This window comes from Cupriavidus sp. FW305-27 (genome assembly GCF_058787995.1).
The window spans coordinates 95,079-117,604 of record NZ_JBYTAG010000003.1; the positions used below are offsets into that span (position 1 = coordinate 95,079).

A 22,526-nucleotide genomic window follows, 5' to 3' on the forward strand; every position below is an offset into this window, starting at 1 on the left:
CGGCATGCTCCCACCCGGCGCCGCCTTACTCAGCGGGCACGCCTGGGCGTGACAGAAATGGCAAGGGCTTCGGTGTAGACGGCCTGCACCTGGTCACCGCGTCTAACCGCCTTCAGTTGCTCCGGATCCTCGACATGCACGTCCACCGTCTTGCCCTTTGGCCCCTTGAGCGTCACCATGCCGGTCTTGGCGTTGACGGCCACCACATCGGCAGTGACCGTCACCTCGCGCCCGACCATGCCGCCGGGCTTGGCGCCAGGAGCGGCCCGCTCGGCGATCTCGCGTTCGGTGCTGGAGCGCATGCCGCTCTGCTTGGCGAGAGCCACTGACAAGGCCTGCGTGTACTCGACGGTGACCATGTCGCCCACGCGGAGCTGCTCGAAGTTGCGCACGTCCTCGCCGACCTGTACGTCCGTGACCTTGCCCTGCTTGTTCTTGAGCGAAATGGTGCGCGTGGCGGCATCGATGGCCACCACCGTGGCCGTGGCCTTGACCGTGCCGGTGGTCCTGGTAGCCCCCACGCCCGACACCGTGTCCACGCGCGTCTCGGGCTGTGCCAGCACCGGAAGAGTTGCCGCGGCAAGTATCGCCGCCACGATTAGCTTGCTGGGATGCATGACTTACTCCTCGAGCCCCGTCTGCTGGCATGCCGTCGTTCGGCGGCGCCGGCACGACGCCGGCGCTTCTACCGGAAAGGTCTATAAACCATAGCATACGAACGGTTATTCGCCTGCCCCGCGTCCCTCACGCCACATTTGACGTCGGCGTTCACGGACTGGCCCCTGAGCGCGGAGGTGGTCATCATCGATGTTGCGCGAATCCGGGCCGAAGGCCAGGCGCTGGAAGCTCCCCCGCCGCGAAGCCAGCGGCCCCCGCAGGGCATCTCAAAGATCTCTGGAGATTTCTAGTCCCGGTGGGAATCGGCATCGTGCTCTGGTTCCTGCCGGCGCCGGCCGGCCTCGCGGTGAAGGCGTGGCACATGTTCGCGGTATTTGTCACCACCATCGCCGGCATCATGACCGCCCCTACCCATGGCGGCCGTCGCCATCATCGGCGCCAAGAAAATCATCATGGCGGCAATTTTCCTTGGCTTGCTGGTGCTCTGGATTTTCGGTGAGGACCTGGCCATCGGCGCAACGCTGGCGGCGGCTCTCGGCGTCTCGCTGCTGTTCATCACCGGCGTGCTGACCTGGGAGGATGCCCTGAACGGGAAATCCGCCTGGGACACCATGATCTGGATCGGCCTGCTGATCATGCTGGCCTCCAAACTCAATGAGTACGGCATGGTTGCCTGGTTCGGCAAGGAGTTCGGGGCACACCTCGAGGGCTTCCACCGGCTGGCCGTCTATATGCTGGTGGCGGCGATCTATTGCTACGCTCACTACTCCTTCGCCAGCGCCACGGCACACATCAGCGCCCTCTTCCCGCTATCCATGGCGCTGATGGTCGCGGCCGGTATCCCGCCTTTCACCGCGGCGCTTTGATCGCGCATGCGCTAACAAGCACTTTTCACATTCTTTGGTTGGCGGAGCAACTCGCGCTAACAATAGCTTACATACACGGACATCCGCTTGATTTACCCTCCGCTGCCTGAACCTTGCCCACCCGGGCCCACCACACGAAAAACAGGCAAAAATGAAGAAGATCCACGCGTACCCGCTGATGGCAATCGCCATGCTGACCGCCTCGGGGGCCGCCTTTGCGCAGCATGTCGTCGGGGGGATGGGCGAGGAAGTCAGGATCGGCGCGTTCTCCGGTCCGACGCACCGCACCGACAGCAGTCGCGGCACGCCCACTGGGCGCAGGGACAATACGGCAAAGCCAGGCCGGCAAGCCGCCGATCCGCGTAGCGCACGTCCGGTCAGCACGCGCGGACCTGCACCCACGCTTCCCGGCAAGCATTTGCCATAGCCGCGCACATGCGAACCTCACCGAAGCCAACCTGGCACAGAACCAGTTGCTGCCGGCACGGAACGCGTCAGCTGACGCCTATAACGGAGCGCTCGCCGCCGCGGCGACATTGGCGCTGGCAACCAGCTCGGTTGGCGCGGCGCGCGATGGGGGTGGATGGCCGGTGCGGTGACGCGGCCTGTGCCCTGCTCCCGGCGTCGGGGACGAAAGCAATGGGGGCGAAACCTTGTGGCACGCGCGCTTTTGCACGCACGAGAAGGCAGCGGGCCGGCCCAGATCAGCCCTGCCGCGGCTGCACCGTCGCCGCAAGGCCGGGCTTGCGCAGCATTTTCTCGACCTCTCCCGCATGCAGTTCCTCCAGCTGGATCAACTGCCGCGCATACTCCTCCAGCGCGACTGAGCGCCCCTCGACCAGGCTTAGCAGCTCACGGTACAGGTCCAGGGCCTCCATCTCGGTCGCGAGCGATTCACGCAGGATCGCGCCGATATCGGTCGTGTGGGTGTCCAGCAGCTCGCCGATGCCAAGCGAGGGATAGGCGCCGAGGGTCGTGATCCATTCGCCGGCCTGGTGCGCGTGCAGCAGCGACTCATTCGCCTGCTCACGCAGCCACGACACGATGGGAATGCGGCCGAAGCCGAATATCAGGAACGAATAGTGCGTGTAGCGCACAACCCCGGCGAGCTCGGCTTCGAGTATTCGATCCAGCACACCGACGACTTTCTCCTGTTCCATTTCCGTCATGGCAGGTTCCCCCGTGAGGTGGATTCGACAGTACGCCAGCACCCGCGGCGGCACGCCGCGCAGTGTCTAGCGGTAGACGAGGACAGGAACCCGGCAGTGGGTAAGAACCTTCTGGGTTTCACTGCCGACCAGCAGGCCCTCCAGGCCCCTGCGGCCGTGCGACGCCATGAAGATCACGTCACACCCGTGCCTCGCGGCCGCATCGATGATGCCCTTGTAGGGTACCGAAGTCGTCATATCCGTTTCGCATGTGACTCCCGCGGCCCTGGCCGCAGCGACAACCGCTTCCAGCCTGGCGCTTGCATGTGCGGCCTCTTGCTCTTCGAAGGCCTTGCGCCTGGGATGGCCGGCATCGCCTGACGCCACGTAGGGATACTCTTCCATGCACGTATAGGCCGTCAGCCTGGCGCCGCCGGCTTTGACAAAGCCAATGGCCGCATCCATTGCCATTTTTGACAGTTCCGAGCCATCGGTGGCCAGCAAGATGTGCTTGAACACGATTCTTCTCCTTGGGCGATTGATCCCGGCGGGCAGCGACAGCCCGCCAGTCAAGTTCAGTATGGACAAGAATCCGCCTCTCGCCACCCACGCCGATGCACCCGCGCACACGCCGACGCTGCCGCGGCGCCCTCACCCATCGATCTTGAAGCCGATATCCTTGATGAACTGCCCCCAGCGCGCATGATCGGTCCGGATCTGCGCGGCGAAGGCCTCAGGCGTGACCGCCTGCGGCGGCAGCACGCCAACGCCGGCCAGCCGCTTCTGGTAGGCCGGGTCGGCCAGCACCTTGCGCACCGCAGCAGAGACCGCATCGACCGTGGCCTTGGGCATGGCCTTGGGGCCGAACAGCGCGAAATAGCCGCTGAGCTGCTCCATCTCAGGAAAGCCCTGCTCACGGAAGGTAGGCGCCCCGGGCGCCAGATCAGAGCGTTCCGGGATGGTGGTGGCCAGCGCCTTGGTCTTGCCGGCCTGGTATAGCGGCACGCCCGTGGTCAGGCCGTCGATCATCAGCGGCACCACGCCGCCCACGAGGTCCTGCGTGGCCGGCGCCGAGCCCTTGTACAGCACCGGTTCAAGGTTGGTGCCTGCCAGCCGGTTGAACAGCAGCGGACCGAAGTGCGACGAGGTGCCCGGACCGTACGAGGCCGAGTGGATCGGCTTGGTCGGATTCGCCTTGGAATAGGCGATCAGTTCCTTCAGCGTGGAGTACGGCGCATCCTTGTTGGCCGCCAGCAGCACCGGGGCGCGGCCAAGTTCCGCCAGCGCGGTGAGGTCGGTCAACGGGTCGTAAGGAACGCGGTTGATATGCGCGCCCGAGGTGGCCGAGGAACCCAGCGTCACCAGCAGCGTCTGCCCGTCATTCCTGGCGCGGATCACGTCCTGCGTGGCGGGAATGGTGGCCCCGCCGGGCTTGTTCTCCACCACCACCGACTGCCCGGTCACGCGCGTCAGGTAGTCGGCAAACAAGCGTGCCACCACGTCGGTGCCGCCACCAGGCGGATAGGCCACGACCAGCCGGATGGCGCGCGCCGGCCACTGCTGCGCGATGGCGTGCGGCGCGACGCCGGCGGTCGCCGCGATGGCCGCGGCGCTCAGGAACTTTCGACGATCCATGTGTGAAGTCTCCGCGTTATCGTTGTTTGCCGCGATGGCGGCAGGTACTTCATGTTAGAGGCTGATGCGCCGTGGGACAGGCCCGGGTTTTCCTCCATGCGGCGGAGCCGGGCACGGACTGCCGGTGGCTTGCCTGCCTTGCATTCGCCTACATCGCCTGCGAGCTGCTGCCGTTGTCGTCCCGCGTCATGCGCTGCGTTTCTGGCGCACGGTCGCCGGCACGCAAGTCCGCGCCGGCGAAAACCCCCGCGATCACCTCGCCTTGCCAGGAGAAATAGGGATTGAACGTCAGCCGCGCATGCGCCTTGCCGGCTTCGCGATAGCCCCAGTCCGAATACCACACGGTCTCGCCACGCTCGCAAGCCCGCGTCGCCAACTCATCCTGCCCGTTCCAGCAGATGCGCAGGCGGCCCTGTTCCCCGTACAGCGGATTCGCCGGCGAGAACAGCAAACCCATATGGGAGAACTGGCTGATCCGCAATTGCGGCAGCGTATCGCTACGCACCAGCACGCGGCCGCTGTCCGCCGTGGTTTCCGGCCTCTGGCCATACCAGATCAGGCGGCTTGCGGGATGCGTAAACCTGTCCTGGAACACGGTCAGCAAATAGCGGGTATCGAGCACCGAATCGTGCTGCGCCACCGCCATGAAGACCGGCTTGTCGTAGGCCCCCTGCTCCAGCCGCAGGCGCGCCGCGCGACTGCTGCGGTAGAACTGGGCGAAGCCGTTGGTTGGCACCGTCATGTAGCGCACGGCGTTCTGCATCGGCCGGCGCCCGTCCGGCTCCAGCAGCCATGGGCGGATCCAGCCAATCAGCGGGGTCAGCCAGTCGTAGCGGCTGTTGGACTGGAATGCCGGTGAAAACAGCACCAGCCCCGCCACGTCCGGGTGAGCGTAGGCGTATTCAAGTGCCAGGTTGGCGCCAGTGGAGAAGCCTCCCAGGTAGACCTGCCCGACATCGCGGCGCAGCACCTCGGCCTGCTCCCGCACCACGCGCTGCCAGTCTTCCAGCGTCACGTCCAGCAGGTCCTCCGGCCGGGTGCCATGACCGGGCAGCAGCACGGTCCTGACCAGGAAGCCCTGCGCGGCGAGCTGCCGGGCGAGGTCATGGAACGACCACGGCGAAACGCCAAGGCCGTGGATCAGCAGGATGCCCTTCTCCGGCTTCGTTCCGGCACGGGACAGCGCCGGCAGCCATTCGCCGGGGCCGTTCCACGCGAGTTCGGCTGCCTTGTCGGCAAGCTGGAAGTGGCGCCGCGCCTGCAGCTGGCTGAGGGTTTCGCTACGGTAATCGCTGAAGCTCGCGCGCGCGGGCAGCGGGCCGCCGCTGCCGATGCCGGCGCACGCTGCCACGGTCAGTGCCATGGCACCCAGCCCGGCCCTGGCTGCGTTCAGCTTGTTGCGGTTGGATCTCAACCTGTCCTCCACATCGTCTGCCCTCACTGGCAGCGTCGCTGCCGTGCGACGGATTCCGGGCATGATGGCCCCGGCCCTGCCAATCGATAAACCGCGTAGCTTAGCTGCCCGCAGCCAACGGCGTGCTGACAGGCAACTGGCAAAGCTGTCAGCAAGCACGCCGCGACTACCGCATGCGCGCGCGCCGCGGCCTTCCTGACAGCCCTGACAGGCTGGCGTCACCGTTCCAACCGCCTCCGTTGGCTATAAACCAGCATGCCAATGACTTGTGGATCCGGCGGGTCCGACTGCCATGCCTGCGTTCTCCCTCACCTCCTATCTGCTCGCGGCGCTCGGGCCTTATGCGCGACGGTTGTGGTTTGCAGCCGCGGCGCTCTGCGTGCTCGCGCTCGGCACGCTCGGCCTGGTCCGGCGCAGCCAGTCCGATGCGCCCCCACCGCCGCCACCGCCTGTTCCTGTGCGCGTGGCGCGCGTGGAGGCACGCGACGTCGCCCGCCAGGCGGAAAGCGTCGGCACCGTCCGGCCCTTGCGCGACGTGGTGGTGCGCACGCAGATCGACGGCCAGCTGATGCGCCTGCATGTGCGCGAAGGCCAGCAGGTGGCCCGCGGCGAGCTGCTCGCCTCGCTCGATGACCGGCCGATCCAGGCCGCACTGGGTCAGGCCCGCGCCACGCTGGCGATGAACCTGGCGCAGCTGCGCGCGGCCGAGCTCGACCTTGGGCGCTACCGCACGCTGATCGCCGCCGATGCCATCCCGCGCCAGACGCTGGACCAGCAGCTCGCCACCGTCGAGCAGCTGCGCGCCACCGTGCAGGGCAACCGCGCCGCTATCGTCGCCGAGGAAGTGCGCCTGTCATACACCCGCATCCGCTCGCCCATCGCCGGGCGCATCGGCTTGCGCAACGTCGATGAAGGCAACCTGGTGCGGGTCGGCGACGCCGACGGGATCTTCACCGTCACGCAGCTGTCGCCCATCACCGTGGAATTCACCATGCCGCAGTCGGCGCCGCCGGTGCTGCAACACCTGAGCGCCGGCGGCGCGAACGCGGCCGTGCACGCGCATGCACGCGACGGCGGCGCGCCGCTGGCGCAGGGGCGCCTGCTGGTGATCGACAGCCGCGTGGGCACCGGCAATGGCGCGGTCCGGGTCAAGGCCGAGTTCGACAACCGCGCCGGCGAGCTGTGGCCGGGCCAGTTTGTCGCGGTGCGGCTGCACACCGGGCTGCTGCGCGATGCGCTGGTGGCCCGGCCCGCGGTGCTGCGGTGTTCGGCCTGACGGTATGCGCCAGCGTGGCAGGCTTCGTGCTGATCCCCAAGGGCTTCTTCCCGCTGCAGGACACCGCATTCGTGCTGGGCACCTCGCAGGCGGCGGCGGATATCCCCCATGCGGACATGGTCGCCAAGCATCGCGCCCTCGCCGACATCATCGCTGCCGACCCGGCCGTGCTGACGGTCACCCATTCGGTCGGCATGACCGGCGGCAGCCAGACCCTGGCCAACGGCCGCTTCTGGATCGTGCTCAACGACCGTTCCGACCGCGACGTCTCGGCCAGCGGCCTGATCGACCGCCTGCGGCCCAGGCTGGCCGCGGTGCCGGGCATCCAGCTCTACCTGCGCGCAGCACAGGACATCAACATCGGCGCCGGGCAGCCGCGGGCCCAGTACCAGTACGTGCTCAAGGGCAACGAAACCGCCGAGCTCTATGCGTGGTCGCAGCGGCTCACCAGCGCGCTGCAAGGCGAGCCGCTCTACCGCGACCTGTCCAGCGACCTGCAGCTCGGCGCCAATGTCATCCGCATGCGCATCGACCGCGCGGCGGCAGCGCGGCTGGGTCTCACCTCAGCCGATATCGACGAGGCCCTCTACAACGCCTTCGGGCAGCGCCAGATCAACGAGTTCCAGACCGACACCAACCAGTACCAGGTGGTGCTTGAAGTCGACGACGACGGGCGCGGGCATATCGAGACGCTGCAGTCGTTCCGCCTGCGATCCCCGCTGTCGGGCGAGATGGTGCCGCTCGCCGCGGTGGCGAGCATCGCGCCGCCGGGCGCCGGGCCGGTCTCGATCCTGCACCACGGCATGCTCCCTGCGGTCAACCTGTCTTTCAACCTCGCGCCGGGCGCACCGCTGGGCGATGCGGTGGCACGGCTGGAGCAGGTACGGCAGCGCATCGGCATGCCGGCCGCCATCCAGGGCACGTTCCTGGGTTCGGCCCAGGCGTTCCAGGAGGCCCTGGCCGGGCAGCCCTGGCTGATCCTGGCGGCGCTGCTGGCGGTCTACATCATCCTTGGCGTGCTCTACGAAAGCCTGGCGCATCCGCTGACGATCCTGTCCACGCTGCCGTCGGCGGCCATTGGCGCGCTCGCGCTGCTGTGGCTGGGCGGGTTCGACTTTTCCATCATGGCGCTGATCGGCGTGATCCTGCTGATCGGCATCGTCAAGAAGAACGGCATCCTGCTGATCGATTTTGCGCTGGCGGCGCAGCGCACCCGCGGCATCAGCGCCGGCCAGGCGATCTACGAGGCGGCGCTCACACGCTTGCGCCCGATCATGATGACCACGCTGGCCGCATTGCTGGGCGCGGTGCCGCTGATGCTGGGCTTCGGCACCGGCGCGGAACTGCGCCAGCCGCTGGGCGTGGCCGTGGTAGGCGGCCTGCTGCTCAGCCAGGCGCTGACGCTCTTCACCACGCCAGTGGTCTACCTCGCGCTGGACCGGCTGTCCCGCTATCGCCGGCCCCTGGCGGCGGTGCCGGGCGCTGCCACGCCTAATGGCAGGCCGTGATGGCTGCATGGGTGTTGGTGGGCTGCGGGGCTCAGCCGTTCGCGTCAGCGGGCCGTGGCTCGCTGCGCGCGCCGTCCGTGTACGTGTCGCGCGGTTCACGCACCCGGGCGCCGTCGCTGTACACATCGAAGCGGCCCTTGGCTGTCGCCGCGCTGGCCGCGCCATCGGTATACGGGTCAACGGCCCGCGGTGCAGCCTTGGCCGACAACGAAATGCTTGCGCCGACCATCATCAGCAAGGTCGGGATCAGGGCGCGCAGCAGCGCGGAACGGTGGCCTGTGCTGTCGTGGTGGTGGGATCGCTTGGGTGAGGTCATGGAAGGACTCCTGTGCAAGTGGGAAAACCGGCCCGGCCGGGCACGCATGGAGTCTAGGGAGCGCAGCCGACGCCACCCTGACGCAACGCTGACAATTGCGTCAGGCTGGAGCGGCGGCGCGTCTTCAAACAGTCTTTTCCACCAGTGTGAACAAAAGCGGCACGTGCTCCTGTCATGCTTGCGGAGCGCGCGCCGCAAGGCCTGGCTGCACAGCTTCGGTGCGGCACCGGGAAACTGACAGGATTGACAGGTTGGAGCCGCACACATCTTCTATATTGTTTAGATTCCGAGGACTGGACCAATGAAACTCTTGCTGGTCGAAGATGAGATCAAGACGGTCGATTACCTGCGCCGCGGCCTGTCCGAGAATGGCTACGTAGTCGATACCGCGCACAACGGCGTGGACGGCCTGCACCTGGCCTGTACCGAGCCCTACGACGCGATCGTGCTCGACGTGATGCTGCCCGCGCTGGATGGCGTCTCGGTGCTGAAGTCCCTGCGCCGCGAGCAGCAGACCCCGGTGCTGATGCTGACCGCGCGCGACGACCTGGATGACCGCCTCAATGCCTTCGATGCCGGCGCCGACGACTACCTGTCCAAGCCCTTCTCTTTTCTGGAGCTGCTGGCGCGGCTCAACGTGCTGACGCGGCGCGGCCGGCAGACTGAGCCGTCGCAGCTGACCGTGGGCGATCTGCGCATCGACCTGCTGTCGCGGCGCGCCACGCGCGGCACGCGGCGCCTGGAACTGAGCGCACGCGAATTCACGCTGTTGTCGGTGCTGGCCAGGCGGCAGGCGCAGATCGTGTCCAAGACCGCGATCACGGAACTGGTCTGGGACATCTCGTTCGACTGCAACACCAACGTGGTCGAAGTTGCGGTCAAGCGTTTGCGCGCCAAGCTGGACTGGCCCGGCGAAGCCAAGCTGCTGCATACCATCCGCGGCATGGGTTACGTGCTGGAGCACCGCGACGGATTGAGCGCATGAACCGGCAACGCTCGATCGCGGCGCGGCTGGCCGCCATGTTCGGGCTGGCGGCAGCCCTGGTCTTCACCGTCACCGGCATGGTGCTGTACCGCGTGCAGTGCGTGGAACTGGAAAAGCGCCAGCTCGGAGAGATCCGCGCCCGCTTCGACCTGGCCGGCACCAAGGCCGCGGGCCTGGGCACCGAAAAGCAATGGGAGCACTTTGCCGCCATGCTGCGCACCCTGACGCCGGCCGATCACAGCGTGCGCTACTTTGTCGAAAGTACCGACCGCCGCTTCGACTACGGCGAGCCCTTCCCGCGCGAGGCCGACACCAGCCCGCGCGCACCCGACGTGTGGGCGGTGGAGTTCGGCGACCACCGCTTCCTGATGCTGAAGCGCCGCATCCCGGCGCTGAATGATCGCCCCGAGGTGGCGCTCGCGGTCGCGGTGGACCAGGCGGCATTCTTCGAGACCAGCCGCACGCTTGGCATCGCCCTGGTGGTGTCGTCGGTGCTCGGCGTGATCGCGGTGAGCCTGCTTGGCTGGCGCATTGCCAAGTCCGGCCTGGCGCCGATCGAGCGCCTGTCGCAACATGCCGGCGCGCTCGACCCCAAGCAGCTGGAGCACCTGCCCGACGCCGACCTGCCCGCCGAGCTGGGCGGCCTGGTGCATGCCTTCAACGGCGCGCTCGACAAGCTCGAGCACGCCTACCAGCAGCTATCCGCCTTCAATGCCGACGTCGCGCACGAACTGCGCACGCCGCTGGGCAATGTCATCGGCCAGACCCAGGTGGCGCTGTCGCGCCCGCGCAGCACCGAACAGCTTGAAGAGATCCTGCAGTCCAACCTGGAAGACCTGGAGCGCCTGAGCCGCATCGTGATCGACATGCTGTTCGTGGCGCAGTCCGACCGCGGGGCGCTGGCGCGCGACCTGGTCGAGGTCTCGGTCGCCCAGGAAGTCCGGCGCAGCGCGGACTTCCTCGACATGCTGTTCGAGGAAGCCGGCGCCACGCTGCACGTGACCGGCGATGCACGCGTGCGCGTCAACGTCTCGCTGCTGCAGCGCGCGCTGACCAACCTGATGAGCAACGCCCTGCAGCACGGCCGGCCCGGGCGGCCGGTGACGGTCACGATCGCGCAATCGGCGGACACGCTGACCATCGCCGTGCGCAATGAATCCGATCGCCTGCACACGATCCGGCCCGAGCGGCTGTTCGATCGCTTCTACCGCGCCGACGCCGCGCGCAGCGACAGCCGGCAGAACCACGGACTGGGGCTGGCCATCGTCAAGGCAATCGCCACCATGCACGGCGGCAGCGTGTTCGCGCAGGTGCAGGCGGACGCGATCCGGATCGGCATGACACTGCCGGTCAGCGAGCCGGCGCAAGCCGCACCCGCGCCGGCACGGCCGCTGCCGCGCCCCGCGGCGGCCTGATTGCGCCGTGTTGATGCCTCAGGCCGCGCCCCGGAGCGGCCCGAACCGCTCCACGTACAACCCCGCCACCCAATCGACAAACACCCGCACCCGCGGTGCCAGCTGCCGGTGGAACGGATACAGCGCCGACACCGGCAAGTCCGGGCAGGGCCAGGCCTCAAGCACCGGCACCAGCCGTCCCGCGCGCAGGTGCTCTTCCACGCGGAAGCGCGGCACCTGGATCAGGCCGCAGCCGGCCAGCGCCGCGCTGGTATAGCACTCGGCATCGCTTACCGAGATCCAGCCGCGCGCCTTGAACTCCTGCACCTCGCCATCGACGGTCAGCGTGAAGGGATAACGGCGGTCATGGTTGCGCGAGAAGAATCCCACGCCGATGTGCTGTGCCAGCTCCGACGGGTGTTCCGGTTTGCCATGCGCGGCCAGGTATGCGGGGCTGGCGCACAGCACCTCCGGCATTTCCGCCAGCCGCCGGGCCACCAGCGAGGAATCGCGCGGCTGGCCGGCACGCACCACGCAATCGATGCCCTCCCCGACCAGGTCGACCAGCCGGTCGCCGCTGCTGACGATCAGGTCGATATGCGGATAGCGCTCCCGGAACTCGCCGATGCGCGGCAGGATGATCATGGTGGCGTGGGTGCCATGCAGGTCCAGCCGCAGCGTGCCGCGCGGGTTGGCCACCTGCGTGCTGAGCGAGGTCTCGGCGTCTTCCAGGTCCTGCAGCACGCGCTTGCTGCGCTCATAGAACGCCTGCCCGTCCAGCGTGGGGCGCACCTGGCGCGTGGTGCGCTCCAGCAGGCGCGCGCCGACGCGGGCCTCAAGTTCCTTGATGGCGTGCGTGGCGGTGGCGCGTGGCATGTCCAGCGCGCTGGCGGCGCCGGTGAAGGAGCCCAGTTCCACGATCCGGGTAAAGAGTTGCAGCGCGTCGAAGCGGTCCATGCGGAGGGGCTGTCATAGCGGGAAGGTCACTTCCGGATTGGAATCAGGTTCCGGGCGCGCGTCAAGCCAGATCTCCGCTCGCCTGTCCGGGGTCGGGTCCTTGACTGCGGGCAGGGACCACGAATCAGCCAGGCATCGATGCTGCTAGCCTATATTTCATTAATAGTCTTCTGCCGTTCTCCCACGTGTCCCGTGCCGGGCCATGTGGCGAGTATGCAATCCGGTTAGTGCTGGGAGATGGGATATGAGCGCCGTTCCTGAGTCGCGGGTCACCGGCACCACTTCGTCCCCAGGGAAACGTCCCGTCACTTCCACCCGGCATGTGTGGACCCGATACTGGGCCATTGCAAAACTTTACTGGTTCTCGCGGGAAAAATGGAAAGCCTCCGGCTTGCTGGTCCTGCTGATCCTGCTGCTGTTGGGCCAGACCCAGACCGAGGTACTGATCGTCCAGCAAACCGGTGAATTCACCTCGGCCCTGGCAGCGCAAGACGCGGATCGTTTCTGGGCCTCGATCAGGAAGTGTCTCTATATCCTGATGGTTGCCGTCCCCATCTACGCGGTCTATTACTACCTGAGGAACAAGCTGAGCCTGCTCTGGAGACGCTGGCTGACGCATCACTATCTGGACGGGTATTTCAAGGGCCGGGTCTACTACAAGCTCAATTCAGATGCCGCGATCGACAATCCGGACCAGCGCATCGCCGAGGACATCAATACCTTCACGCGGCAATCCCTGTTCTTCCTTTCAATCGGTATCGGCGCGCTGCTGCAGCTCATCGCCTTCAGCGCCGTCCTGTGGTCGATCTCAAGGGAGCTGGTCTACTTTCTTGTCATTTATGCCATCGCCGGTACATTTGTCTCCATCTTCTTCTTCGGCCGCGTCCTGATCGGCCTGAACTTCTTCCAGCTAAGGCGGGAGGCGGATTTCCGCTTCAGCCTGATCCGGGTGCGTGAGAACGCCGAGTCCATCGCTTTCTATCGCGGCGAGGCGCTGGAGTCATCCCATGTGAGAGGCCGTTTTGGCAAGGCCTTCCAGAATTTCGACCGGCTCATCAAGTGGCAGCTGAGCCTGAACATGTTCCAGTATGCCTATGGCTTCCTGACCATCCTGCTGCCCAGCGCCATCGTCGCTTCACGCGTGCTTTCCGGCGAGCTTGAAGTCGGCAGCGCCATCCAGGCGGCCGGCGCGTTCGCCGCCATCCTGAACGCGCTGACCGTGATCGTCGACAACTTTGAAGACCTGAGCCGCTTCGTGGCGGGGCTGGATCGACTGGACACATTCTCCATCTCGCTGACCGGGACGGCAGCAGCCTCCGTGAAGCCGGCCACCACGATCGAGTCCATCCATGACTCCCGCCTGGCGCTGGAACATGTGACCTTGCGCACGCCGAATCAGGAGCGAACGCTGGTCACCGACCTGACGCTGTCGGTCAACCCGGGAGAGGGCCTTCTTATCGTCGGCGCCAGCGGCGGCGGCAAAAGTTCGCTGATGCGCGCGATCGCCGGATTGTGGAACAACGGCACGGGATGCATCGTGCGGCCAATGCCGCAGGAAATGCTGTTCCTGCCGCAGCATCCTTACATGGTGGTCGGCAGCCTGCGCAGCCAGTTGCTATACCCGAACCACATCGGCCAGCGGATCCCCGACGAGGAGCTTCTGAAGCTGCTGGAAGCGGTCAACCTGAAGGACATCGCTGGCCGCTTTGGCGGCCTGGACACGGAAGTGGACTGGGGCAAAGTCCTGTCCCTTGGCGAGCAGCAGCGGCTGACCATCGCCCGCGTACTGCTGTCAAAGCCGCGCTATGTCATGCTGGACGAAGCGACCAGTGCCCTGGATATCAGCAATGAGGAAGCCATGTACCAGTTGCTGGCCGACATGCAGTCGACGCTTGTCAGCGTCAGCCACCGGCCCACGCTGCTGAAGTTCCACCACCAGGTGCTGGAACTGCCCGGGAACGGAAAGTGGTGGCTGCATCCGACCAGGGACTATCGCTTTGGCTGGTAGGCATCCGGCCCGCCCCCAACCATCATCGTGCAGTGCTAACGTCGAACGTCGCCCAAATCGAGGACCAGTTGCTGTCGCAGCGCCTGCAAGGCAACCGCGCCGACCTGGGTTCGATGCGGCGCGGGCCGGTGCGGCTGCAACGGGCCCGCGCCGCGCATTCGCCTGGCGGCGCCTGGCCCAGCACCCTTACTGCATGTGCTGCCCGCCATTGATGGCGATATTGGACCCGGTCACGTAGGCCGCTTCCTCCGAGCACAGGTAGGCAATCAGCGCTGCGACTTCTTCCGGCTTGCCGACGCGGCCGACCGGAATCTGCGGCAGGATCTTGGTCTCCATGATTTCCTTGGGCACGGCGTTGACCATCTTGGTGGCAAGGTAGCCCGGAGAGACGGTGTTGACGGTCACGCCCTTCCTTGCCACTTCCAGCGCCAGCGACTTGGTGAAGCCGTGCATCCCGGCCTTGGCGGCGGCATAGTTGGTCTGGCCGAAGGCGCCCTTGGATGCGTTGACCGATGAGATGTTGATGATGCGTCCCCAGCCGCGTTCGACCATGCCTTCGCAAAGCGGCTTGGTGAGATTGAACACCGAGTCGAGATTGGTCCGCATCACGGCGTCCCAGTTCGGCTTGTCCATCTTCTTGAAGGCCATGTCGCGGGTAATGCCGGCGTTGTTCACCAGGATATCCACGCGGCCTACGTCAGCCAGGATCTGCGCCGCGCAAGCCTGGCAGGCATCGTAGTCGGATACATCCACCTCGTAGGCACGCATCTCGCGGCCGCCGGCGGCCATCGCGGCAAGCCAGTCCTGGGCGGCCGCATTGCCCGGCGAGTGCGTCACCACCACCGCATAGCCTGCGTCGTGCAGCTTGATGCTGATGGCTTCTCCCAGCCCACCCATACCACCTGTTACCAGTGCAATTTTCTTCATCATCCTGCCTGCTTCATTCTCGTAAAGTTGAAAGACCCCTGCCTTGCCGGGACGGGCTCTTGCCTGATTGTCCCGAGCACATTCCCGCTGCCCTGGCGCGGACAAAGCGAGGGCGAGCCGGGCCGGATGACTCCGGGCCCAGCTTGTATACCGATGCGGGAAGATTGGCGTCGCAGTGCTGTGGCCTGCAAGCCTGCGATCTATGTTCAGCGCGCTGGCCTGGCCTGCTTGGCCAGCCGCACGCCGTTATTGCTTGGAAGCGCGGGGCGCCGCCTGCTGGGCCGCGCCGGAGGCCGCTGCGGCGGTCTTGGCAAAGTTGGCCTTGGCGACTTCAGCCGTCTGCTTCGCGGCGTCCTGGAAGGATTGAAAGGTGCTGCTGGCGGCTGCAACGCTCGATTGCAGCAGCGCGGTGATCGCTTCAGACCCGGCTGGCGCGTTCTTCACGAAGTTGTCAACGAAGGCTTGCACATTGCGGTTGTGCTGTTCGTACTGGCCCTCGACTGCCTTGGTCAGTTCCACCTGCGTGTTCGATGCGATTTCGTACACATGGCGTGCATATGCAACCGCCTTCTCCGCGGCAGGCTGTGCCAGATTGCCCTGCACGGCGAACACTTCACGCAGGTCCTTTCCGGCCAGCACCGCTTCGATATTGCCCTGGCCTTCGGCAAGCGTCGTCCTGACTGCCTGCAGGTTCAACTCGGTCAACTTCTGGAAGCCGTCAAAAGCCATGTTCGTCAGCGCGAACAGTTGGTTCAGACTGGACTTTTGCACTGCAGCAAATTGCTCGGGCATAAAAGGGGACATGCAAAATCTCCTGTGGATTGATCGAACGGATTCGCGCAACAGTTTGCAACGTGAATCCGCTTCGGTTTGGCTTCCGGATTGACAGCGCCACCAATCCTGCAGCGCAGCATCCGAGTGCGAATCCTAGAGGGTTTCCTCTAATTTGATCCCTAGGTATATACCCAAAAAGTCTTTAAAACATGACAATAAAAGTGCGTCGTACGTCTCTAAATTTACATGTGCTTACGCAGAAATGTTGCAGTGCATGACATGTGTAGGGCGCACTTCACCCCAGACGCTTGGAACGGATCTCTGAATACAGCAAGGGGAAAATGGAAATGGGCCCTGAGCGGCCACACAGGGCAGCCCCGAGCTGCCGGTATTCCTCACGTCGCAGCCTTCCTGAGCCGCAACGCATTGGTAATGACCGAGGCAGAACTCAGGCTCATCGCCAGCGCCGCAATCATGGGCGACAACAACAGGCCTGTCATTGGATACAGAGCGCCCGCCGCCAGCGGAACGCCCAATGCGTTATAAACGAACGCAAAGCCGAGGTTCTGCTTCATGTTTCGAATGGTCGCTTGCGAGAGTTTCCGGGCACGGGCAATCCCGCGCAAATCCCCCTTGACCAGCGTGACCTGAGCGCTGTTCATCGCGACATCAGTGCCCGTGCCCATGGCAATACCGACGTCGGCCTTCGCCAGCGCCGGCGCATCGTTAATGCCGTCGCCCGCCATCGCCACCACCGCGCCTGCCTGTTGCAGCGAACTGACAAGTTCAAGCTTGTCCGCCGGCTTCACCTCGCCGTGGAACTCGTCAACGCCAAGTTTCCCGGCCACCGCCTTCGCCGTCGCAATCCCGTCGCCGGTCGCCATCACGACACGGATACCTTCTCCCCTGAGATGCGCCAGCGCCTCCGGCGTGGTGGCCTTGACCGGATCCGAAACGGCGAGCAGGCCAGCAAGCTTGCCATCGACGGCAAGATACATCACGCTGGCGCCTTGCGCCCGCAGCTCATCGGCCTGCGCCACGAGCGGATCGATGGGAACGCCTTCGGCTTCCATGAGCGCAGTATTCCCGATCGCGACCTTGCTGCCTCCCAACTTGCCTCTTACCCCAATCCCGGAGCTCGACTCGAAGCCCTCCGGCTTTTCCAACTGCAGGCCGCGCTCACGGGCTGCTGCAACAATCGCGGCAGCCAGGGGATGCTCGCTGCCCTGATCCAGGCTGGCAGCTAACCGCAGCATGTCCTCCTCGGCATAGCCATTGATGCCGATCGCACGCTCAAAAGCCGGCCGACCCTCGGTAAGCGTCCCGGTCTTGTCGACAATCAGGGTATCGACCTTGCGCAGGTTCTCGATTGCAGCGGCGTCGCGGAACAGCACGCCGCTGGAAGCGCCCTTCCCGCTTGCAACCATGATGGACATCGGCGTGGCGAGACCCAGCGCGCACGGACATGCGATGATCAGCACCGCGACGGCATTGATCAGTCCGAACACCCAGCTCGGCTCGGGGCCGAAGAGTCCCCACGCGACAAAGGTCAGCACCGCAATGCCGATGACACCGACGACGAAGACGCCGGCAACCTGGTCGGCCATCCGCTGCATCGGTGCCTTCGATCGCTGCGCTTGCGCCACCATCTGGACAATCTGGGACAGCACGGTCTGGGAGCCGACCTTTTCGGATTGGATGACAAGGCTGCCCGAAGTGTTCATCGTGGCGCCGATGACGCGGTCGCCGACGCGCTTGGTGGTCGGAATGGGCTCGCCAGTGATCATCGATTCGTCGACCGCGCTGGTGCCTTCCGTTACCACGCCATCGACCGGCACCTTCTCGCCGGGCCGCACGCGCAGCAGGTCGCCCACGTGGACACGGGCGAGCGGCACGTCCTCTTCGGCGCCGTCGGGACCGATACGCCGCGCCGTCTTGGGCGCCAGTCCCAGCAGCGACTTGATGGCGGCGGAAGTCTGGGAGCGGGCCTTGAGTTCAAGCAACTGACCCAGCAGCGTGAGGGAAATGATCACCGCCGCTGCCTCGAAGTAGGCACCGATACGGCCATGCTCGGCGAACACCTGCGGAAATGCGCCAGGTATGACGGTCGCAATGACGCTGTAGACATAGGCCGCACCGGTGCCGATTCCGATCAGCGTCCACATGTTCGGACTACGGTTGACGATCGAGTGGAAACACCGCACAAAGAACGGCCAGCCTGCCCACAGCACCACAGGCGTCGCCAGCGCAAGCTCGACCCAGCTCTGGGTCGACACCTCCATCCAGCCAAGGCGATGCCCGAACATGGCCATGACGAACACCACACCGGTGAGCGGTAGCGTCCACCAGAAGCGGTGACGGAAATCCACCAGCTCGGGGTTCTCGCCTTCATCCAGTTCCGGCAACAACGGTTCCAACGCCATGCCGCACTTGGGGCAGTTGCCGGGATGATCCTGGCGGATCTCCGGGTGCATGGGACAGGTATAAATCGTTCCCTCGGCAGCGGGCTGCGCCGCCCCGGCTCCAGTGCCAGCCGGTTCATGAACGTGGTCATGGTGATGCGCATGCTCGTGATGAACAGGACTGGACTGGTCCTGAGTCGAGCCATGTGCACCGGCGCTGTGGCGGCCAGGCTCGGTTGCATCGCGTTCGTTGCTTGTCCTGTTCATCCTGGCTGCTTCCTTCAGTTGTCGGGCCGGGCATCCACTGCGTCATCCGGCGTGCCTTTTACCTTCATGACACGCTCATGATGCGAAGACGACGGCCATTCGCGGTGGGACGTCCATGTCACGCCTGATGACCCCAGCTTAGAGGTTCCCATCGTTGGAAGGTCAAGGCCAAGGAAGCACGGGACTGTGCTCAAAGGCCAACGCGCCTCGGTCCAGGATCAGTTGGCCGCCAATGAGACGTCGCCTTCAGGGGCGAGGTCAGCCGCCAAGAGATGACTACGGTCGATGGACGCGCACACCTTTTGCATTCGGCGCGCCCCGCAAGAGGACATCCAGGTCTACGGTGCTCCATGCCGTGGAGATGGACAACGCCGAAAGAACCAGCGTTGGGCGGCGAGGCAACCGCCTTGCCCTGTGCGTTTGGGCTCCCGTCAGCGCGCCTTGTTCGCAAGCCCTTCAACTTCAGCGCGCAGCCGCTCTTCCTGCTCCCGCAGTTCTGGCGTGAATTCAGCACCGAAGTCCTCGACCTCGAACAGCGGGCGAATTTCGATTTCGGACTCGCTTTCCATGGGATTGGGGCAGCGCCTGACCCATTCGACAGCCTCATCCATTGACTCGACTTGCCACAACCAGAACCCGGCAACGAGTTCGCTGGTCTGCGGGAACGGCCCGTCCGTCACAGTCCGCTGATCGCCCGAAAAGCGCACCCGCTTTCCCCTTGCGCTAGGGTGCAAGCCCTCGCCCGCAAGCATGACGCCCGCCTTGACGAGCTCTTCATTGAACTTGCCCATTGCCGCAAGCAACTCCGTGCTTGGCATCTTGCCGCTTTCTGATTCGCTCGTGGCCTTCACCATCACCATGACACGCATTGTGGTTCTCCTTGAAGGAATCGTTGGCGCCACAAGACCCCGAAGCGGGAACCGCCGCGGCGGCGGGCGCCGGAAGCAGGATCCAATCAGAATAGTTGAATTCGACGGCACCTGACTTGCGCGGACCGCGCCAGTACCTCTACAGTTCGACCAATGAAGAATGAAACCGCCGTAGCAGCGCTCGCTGCACTTGCCCAGGATTCCCGATTGGCGATCTTCCGCTTGCTGGTCCAGGCCGGCCCGGACGGCGTCAGCGCGGGCCGGATCCGCGAAGCGCTGGGTGTCGCACCCGCGACGCTGTCCTTCCATCTGAAAGAACTGGTCCACGCGGGTCTCATCAAGAATACGCAGGAAGGCAAGTTCGTGATCTACCGGGCGCAATTCGAGACGATGAACGCGCTCATTGCCTTCCTGACGGAACATTGCTGCCAAGGCAATCCGCAGGGCTGCGGCGTGCCGGAAGTGGCATGCAAGCCGGCGGCCACCAAACGCCGCGGCGTCTCGACCGAAGCGGCCTGAGCCATGGCAGCCTGAGCATCACGGCCGCCGGGATCGGAGTGCCTTGGGGCGGGCGTCAGGCCTTGCGCCCCGCTTCATACCAGCCTTGGGTCCGATTGACGATGCTGACCACCAGCAGCATGACCGGCACTTCAATCAGCACGCCGACCACCGTTGCCAGCGCCGCCCCGGACTTGAAGCCGAACAGGCTGATGGCCGTCGCCACGGCCAGCTCGAAGAAATTGCTGGCGCCGATCAGCGAGGACGGGCCCGCCACGCAATGCGCCACACCCAGTTTCCGGTTCAGCAGATACGCCAGGCCGGAGTTCAGGAACACCTGGATCAGGATGGGCACGGCCAGCAGCGCGATCACCAGCGGTTGCTCGATGATGGCCTGGCCCTGGAACGCGAACAGCAGCACCAGCGTCAGCAGCAGCGCGGCGATGGAATAAGGACCGAGCTTGCCCACGACCCGCTGGAAATGCGCCACGCCCTTGCTCAGCAGCAGCTTGCGCAACACCTGCGAAATCGCCACCGGCACCACGATATACAGCGCCACCGACGTCAGCAGCGTATCCCACGGCACCGTGATTGACGACAGGCCAAGCAGCAGCGCCACCACCGGCGCGAACGCCACCACCATGATGGCATCGTTCAGCGCCACCTGCGACAGCGTGAAATACGGGTCGCCCTTGCACAGCTGGCTCCACACGAACACCATCGCCGTGCACGGCGCCGCGGCCAGCAGGATCAGCCCGGCGATATAGCTGTCGAGCTGCTCGGCGGGCAGCATGGGCGCAAACAGGTGCCGCACGAACAGCCAGCCCAGCAGCGCCATCGAGAACGGCTTGACCGCCCAGTTGATGAACAGCGTCACACCGATGCCGCGCCAGTGGGATTTCACCTGGCCCAGTGCGCCGAAGTCGATCTTCAGCAGCATCGGGATAATCATGATCCAGATGAGGATGCCGACCGGCAGGTTCACCTGGGCGTACTCCATGCTGCCGATCGCCTGGAACGCGCCTGGCATCGCCTGCCCCAGCGCAATCCCGACGACGATGCACAGGGCCACCCAGATGGTCAGGTAGCGTTCAAAGAAGCCGATGGCGGGCTTGGTCGAAATGGGGGCGTGGGTGGTTGCGTTCTGATTCATTGGAGTTCCGGCGCCTTCAGTTCTTCGCGATCGCGTTGAGCGCGTCCTGCAGCTGCGCATTGCTCATGCCTTCCAGCGGCAACGCCAGCAGTTGCAGCATGCGGTAGCCAATGGCCTCGCGCGTCAGCTCGAATGCCAGGCGCTTGCCCTCGTCGCCGCCCAGGGCGTTGGACGGATCGGCATAGCCCCAGTGCACCTTGACCGGGCTGCCCGGCCAATATGGGCACTGTTCCGCCGCGGCGCTGTCGCAGACCGTGATCACGATCCGCATTTCCGGCGCGTTGTCGCCGACGAATTCGTCCCAGCTTTTGCTGCGGTAGCCGCTCACGTCGACGCCGGCACTGGTCAGCGCTTCCAGTGCGAACGGGTTCAGGCGCCCGCTCGGTGCGCTGCCGGCGCTGAAGGCGCGCACATCCTTGCCGAGCTTGCTGGCCCAATGGTTGAGCATCCCTTCGCTCAGCACGCTGCGGGCAGAGTTGTGGGTGCACAGGATCAGAACGTTTGTAGTCATGGACAGTAAAGAGTCAGCGTTGGCCGATGTCCCGTACGGCCTGTTGCAGGCCTACGGCATCCAGTTTATCGATGGGGAGTGCGAGCAGGTACTCGATGCGTCGCGTGAGGATTACCGCCGCTTCGCGGACCAGCTTTTGCCTGCGCTCGTCCGATACTTCACCGGCTGCAGGATCCGCCACGCCCCAATGCGCGGTCATCGGCTGGCCCGGCCAGACCGGGCAGAGTTCACCGGCGGCCTTGTCGCACACCGTGAACACGAAGTGGAGCGCCGGGGCGCCATCTCGCGCGAATTCGTCCCAGCTCTTGCTGCGGAACCCGCCGGTCGGAAGACCCAGCTTTTCCAGCGCTTCCAGCGCGAACGGGTTCACCACGCCAGTCGGGTGGCTGCCTGCCGAATAGCCGCGGAAGCGGCCTTGGCCAAGATGGTTCATCAGTCCCTCGGCCAGGATCGAACGGGCCGAATTGCCGTTGCAGACGAAGAGAACGTTGTAGACGCTGGCGCTCATGGCGAGTCCTTAGCAGCACGACGAGTTGGAGTTCACTGGAATTCCGATCGGCTTGCCGCGCGGGGCACGCGGTGCACAGCAGGCGGAGCCTTCGGCGGACGCCGCTTCGGCCTTGCCTTCACCAAATACCGGGACGTTGCCCAGCGTATGGAAGTGCTCCCATGCAATGCCCTGCGGATCGGTGACCCAGTGCTTCTCACTGCGGGCATAGCAGCAGGTGGTTTCACCCTGGTCCAGCAGCGCCATGTCGGCCGCCTCGGCGCGCGCTTTCAGTTCAGCAAGCTCGGCGGCGTCATCGGTCTGGAAACCGAGATGGTCGACGCCCGTCCCCTGGCCGCGCGTGGAGATCGCGAAGTTGATGCGCGGATCCTCGAGCATCCATTTGGCGTAGTCGCTCTCGACTCGCGTCGGTTCAGCGGCAAAGAGCTTCGAATAGAAGGCAATGCTCTTGCCAAGGTCGTCGACATGGACGTGAACGTGAAAGCGCTTCAT

At 65.2% G+C, this 22,526-nt stretch carries 24 protein-coding genes and 1 pseudogene; 10 read left to right on the forward strand and 15 right to left on the reverse strand.

The window, feature by feature from the left end; genetic code table 11:
* Window positions 1-29: 29 nt before the first annotated feature.
* Window positions 30-617, reverse strand: a complete 588-nt coding sequence (locus tag AC3WRI_RS02350; RefSeq protein ID WP_010810585.1) for a hypothetical protein — start codon at window positions 615-617, stop codon at window positions 30-32.
* Between the two features lie 29 nt (window positions 618-646).
* On the opposite strand from AC3WRI_RS02350, the gene AC3WRI_RS02355 reads away from it, so the two are divergent.
* The 3 genes from AC3WRI_RS02355 to AC3WRI_RS02365 all read left to right on the forward strand — a co-directional run bounded on the left by AC3WRI_RS02355 (window position 647) and on the right by AC3WRI_RS02365 (window position 1,911).
* Window positions 647-1,117 (forward strand): anion permease, encoded by a 471-nt coding sequence (locus tag AC3WRI_RS02355; RefSeq protein ID WP_492292483.1) that lies wholly within the window; start codon window positions 647-649, stop codon window positions 1,115-1,117.
* Window positions 1,032-1,484, forward strand: a complete 453-nt coding sequence (locus tag AC3WRI_RS02360) for an anion permease (RefSeq protein WP_492292485.1) — start codon at window positions 1,032-1,034, stop codon at window positions 1,482-1,484. Before AC3WRI_RS02355 ends, AC3WRI_RS02360 begins: the two co-directional genes overlap by 86 nt.
* 151 nt (window positions 1,485-1,635) lie before the next feature.
* Complete coding sequence (locus AC3WRI_RS02365) at window positions 1,636-1,911, forward strand: hypothetical protein (protein WP_010810583.1); 276 nt, start codon at window positions 1,636-1,638, stop codon at window positions 1,909-1,911.
* A gap of 277 nt (window positions 1,912-2,188) precedes the next feature.
* Here the strand turns inward: AC3WRI_RS02365 and AC3WRI_RS02370 are convergent, their stop codons facing one another.
* The 4 genes from AC3WRI_RS02370 to AC3WRI_RS02385 all read right to left on the reverse strand — a co-directional run bounded on the left by AC3WRI_RS02370 (window position 2,189) and on the right by AC3WRI_RS02385 (window position 5,681).
* A complete protein-coding gene (locus tag AC3WRI_RS02370; protein WP_010810582.1) occupies window positions 2,189-2,653 on the reverse strand; it encodes a ferritin-like domain-containing protein in 465 nt (154 codons plus the stop codon).
* Between the two features lie 66 nt (window positions 2,654-2,719).
* Window positions 2,720-3,151, reverse strand: a complete 432-nt coding sequence (locus tag AC3WRI_RS02375; protein WP_010810581.1) for a universal stress protein — start codon at window positions 3,149-3,151, stop codon at window positions 2,720-2,722.
* A gap of 132 nt (window positions 3,152-3,283) precedes the next feature.
* Window positions 3,284-4,267 carry a Bug family tripartite tricarboxylate transporter substrate binding protein gene (locus AC3WRI_RS02380; RefSeq protein WP_010810580.1) on the reverse strand — a complete coding sequence of 328 codons (984 nt, stop codon included), beginning with the start codon at window positions 4,265-4,267 and terminating at the stop codon, window positions 3,284-3,286.
* A 148-nt stretch (window positions 4,268-4,415) separates the two neighbouring features.
* Window positions 4,416-5,681: an alpha/beta hydrolase gene (locus tag AC3WRI_RS02385; protein ID WP_492292487.1), complete on the reverse strand. Its 1,266-nt coding sequence runs from the start codon at window positions 5,679-5,681 to the stop codon at window positions 4,416-4,418.
* A 292-nt stretch (window positions 5,682-5,973) separates the two neighbouring features.
* Between AC3WRI_RS02385 and AC3WRI_RS02390 the strand changes: the two genes are divergently transcribed.
* The gene (locus AC3WRI_RS02390; RefSeq protein WP_492292489.1) at window positions 5,974-6,957 is read left to right on the forward strand and encodes an efflux RND transporter periplasmic adaptor subunit; all 984 of its coding nucleotides are present in this window, start codon (window positions 5,974-5,976) and stop codon (window positions 6,955-6,957) included.
* The gene (locus tag AC3WRI_RS02395; RefSeq protein ID WP_492292491.1) at window positions 6,945-8,465 is read left to right on the forward strand and encodes an efflux RND transporter permease subunit; all 1,521 of its coding nucleotides are present in this window, start codon (window positions 6,945-6,947) and stop codon (window positions 8,463-8,465) included. The genes AC3WRI_RS02390 and AC3WRI_RS02395 overlap by 13 nt, the downstream gene beginning before the upstream one ends.
* Before the next feature lie 31 nt (window positions 8,466-8,496).
* Here AC3WRI_RS02395 and AC3WRI_RS02400 read toward each other — a convergent pair whose 3' ends face one another.
* Entirely contained in the window at window positions 8,497-8,781 is a 285-nt protein-coding gene (locus AC3WRI_RS02400; RefSeq protein ID WP_011615530.1) for a hypothetical protein, read from the reverse strand.
* A gap of 301 nt (window positions 8,782-9,082) precedes the next feature.
* Between AC3WRI_RS02400 and AC3WRI_RS02405 the strand changes: the two genes are divergently transcribed.
* Window positions 9,083-9,766, forward strand: a complete 684-nt coding sequence (locus AC3WRI_RS02405) for a heavy metal response regulator transcription factor (protein ID WP_010810575.1) — start codon at window positions 9,083-9,085, stop codon at window positions 9,764-9,766.
* A complete protein-coding gene (locus AC3WRI_RS02410; protein WP_439667991.1) occupies window positions 9,763-11,181 on the forward strand; it encodes a heavy metal sensor histidine kinase in 1,419 nt (472 codons plus the stop codon). Before AC3WRI_RS02405 ends, AC3WRI_RS02410 begins: the two co-directional genes overlap by 4 nt.
* 18 nt (window positions 11,182-11,199) lie before the next feature.
* Here AC3WRI_RS02410 and AC3WRI_RS02415 read toward each other — a convergent pair whose 3' ends face one another.
* A complete protein-coding gene (locus AC3WRI_RS02415) occupies window positions 11,200-12,117 on the reverse strand; it encodes a LysR family transcriptional regulator (RefSeq protein WP_439667992.1) in 918 nt (305 codons plus the stop codon).
* Window positions 12,118-12,361: 244 nt separating this feature from the next.
* On the opposite strand from AC3WRI_RS02415, the gene AC3WRI_RS02420 reads away from it, so the two are divergent.
* Window positions 12,362-14,125, forward strand: coding sequence for an ABC transporter ATP-binding protein/permease (locus tag AC3WRI_RS02420; protein WP_439667993.1), 1,764 nt, complete (start codon window positions 12,362-12,364; stop codon window positions 14,123-14,125).
* Between the two features lie 44 nt (window positions 14,126-14,169).
* Window positions 14,170-14,277: pseudogene (locus tag AC3WRI_RS02425) on the forward strand (magnesium transporter CorA); the annotation flags it as partial.
* 34 nt (window positions 14,278-14,311) lie between these two features.
* On the opposite strand, the gene phbB reads toward AC3WRI_RS02425, so the two are convergent.
* The 4 genes from phbB to AC3WRI_RS02445 all read right to left on the reverse strand — a co-directional run bounded on the left by phbB (window position 14,312) and on the right by AC3WRI_RS02445 (window position 19,364).
* Entirely contained in the window at window positions 14,312-15,055 is a 744-nt protein-coding gene (phbB, locus tag AC3WRI_RS02430) for an acetoacetyl-CoA reductase (protein WP_010810571.1), read from the reverse strand.
* A 243-nt stretch (window positions 15,056-15,298) separates the two neighbouring features.
* A complete protein-coding gene (gene phaP3, locus AC3WRI_RS02435) occupies window positions 15,299-15,856 on the reverse strand; it encodes a TIGR01841 family phasin PhaP3 (protein ID WP_011615535.1) in 558 nt (185 codons plus the stop codon).
* 365 nt (window positions 15,857-16,221) lie between these two features.
* Window positions 16,222-18,300 (reverse strand): copper-transporting P-type ATPase, encoded by a 2,079-nt coding sequence (locus AC3WRI_RS02440; RefSeq protein ID WP_492292522.1) that lies wholly within the window; start codon window positions 18,298-18,300, stop codon window positions 16,222-16,224.
* Window positions 18,301-18,926: 626 nt separating this feature from the next.
* A complete protein-coding gene (locus AC3WRI_RS02445; protein WP_011615537.1) occupies window positions 18,927-19,364 on the reverse strand; it encodes a YciI family protein in 438 nt (145 codons plus the stop codon).
* Window positions 19,365-19,517: 153 nt separating this feature from the next.
* Between AC3WRI_RS02445 and AC3WRI_RS02450 the strand changes: the two genes are divergently transcribed.
* A complete protein-coding gene (locus tag AC3WRI_RS02450) occupies window positions 19,518-19,883 on the forward strand; it encodes an ArsR/SmtB family transcription factor (RefSeq protein ID WP_037024078.1) in 366 nt (121 codons plus the stop codon).
* Window positions 19,884-19,938: 55 nt separating this feature from the next.
* Here AC3WRI_RS02450 and arsB read toward each other — a convergent pair whose 3' ends face one another.
* From arsB to AC3WRI_RS02470, 4 genes are read right to left on the reverse strand one after another with little or no spacing between them, the layout of a single operon-like run.
* On the reverse strand, window positions 19,939-21,015 hold the full coding sequence (gene arsB / locus AC3WRI_RS02455; protein ID WP_010810566.1) for an ACR3 family arsenite efflux transporter: 1,077 nt from the start codon (window positions 21,013-21,015) through the stop codon (window positions 19,939-19,941).
* A 16-nt stretch (window positions 21,016-21,031) separates the two neighbouring features.
* Window positions 21,032-21,526, reverse strand: coding sequence for an arsenate reductase ArsC (locus tag AC3WRI_RS02460; protein WP_011615539.1), 495 nt, complete (start codon window positions 21,524-21,526; stop codon window positions 21,032-21,034).
* 13 nt (window positions 21,527-21,539) lie between these two features.
* Complete coding sequence (locus AC3WRI_RS02465) at window positions 21,540-22,034, reverse strand: arsenate reductase ArsC (RefSeq protein ID WP_011615540.1); 495 nt, start codon at window positions 22,032-22,034, stop codon at window positions 21,540-21,542.
* Between the two features lie 9 nt (window positions 22,035-22,043).
* Window positions 22,044-22,526, reverse strand: a complete 483-nt coding sequence (locus AC3WRI_RS02470) for an ArsI/CadI family heavy metal resistance metalloenzyme (protein ID WP_492292493.1) — start codon at window positions 22,524-22,526, stop codon at window positions 22,044-22,046.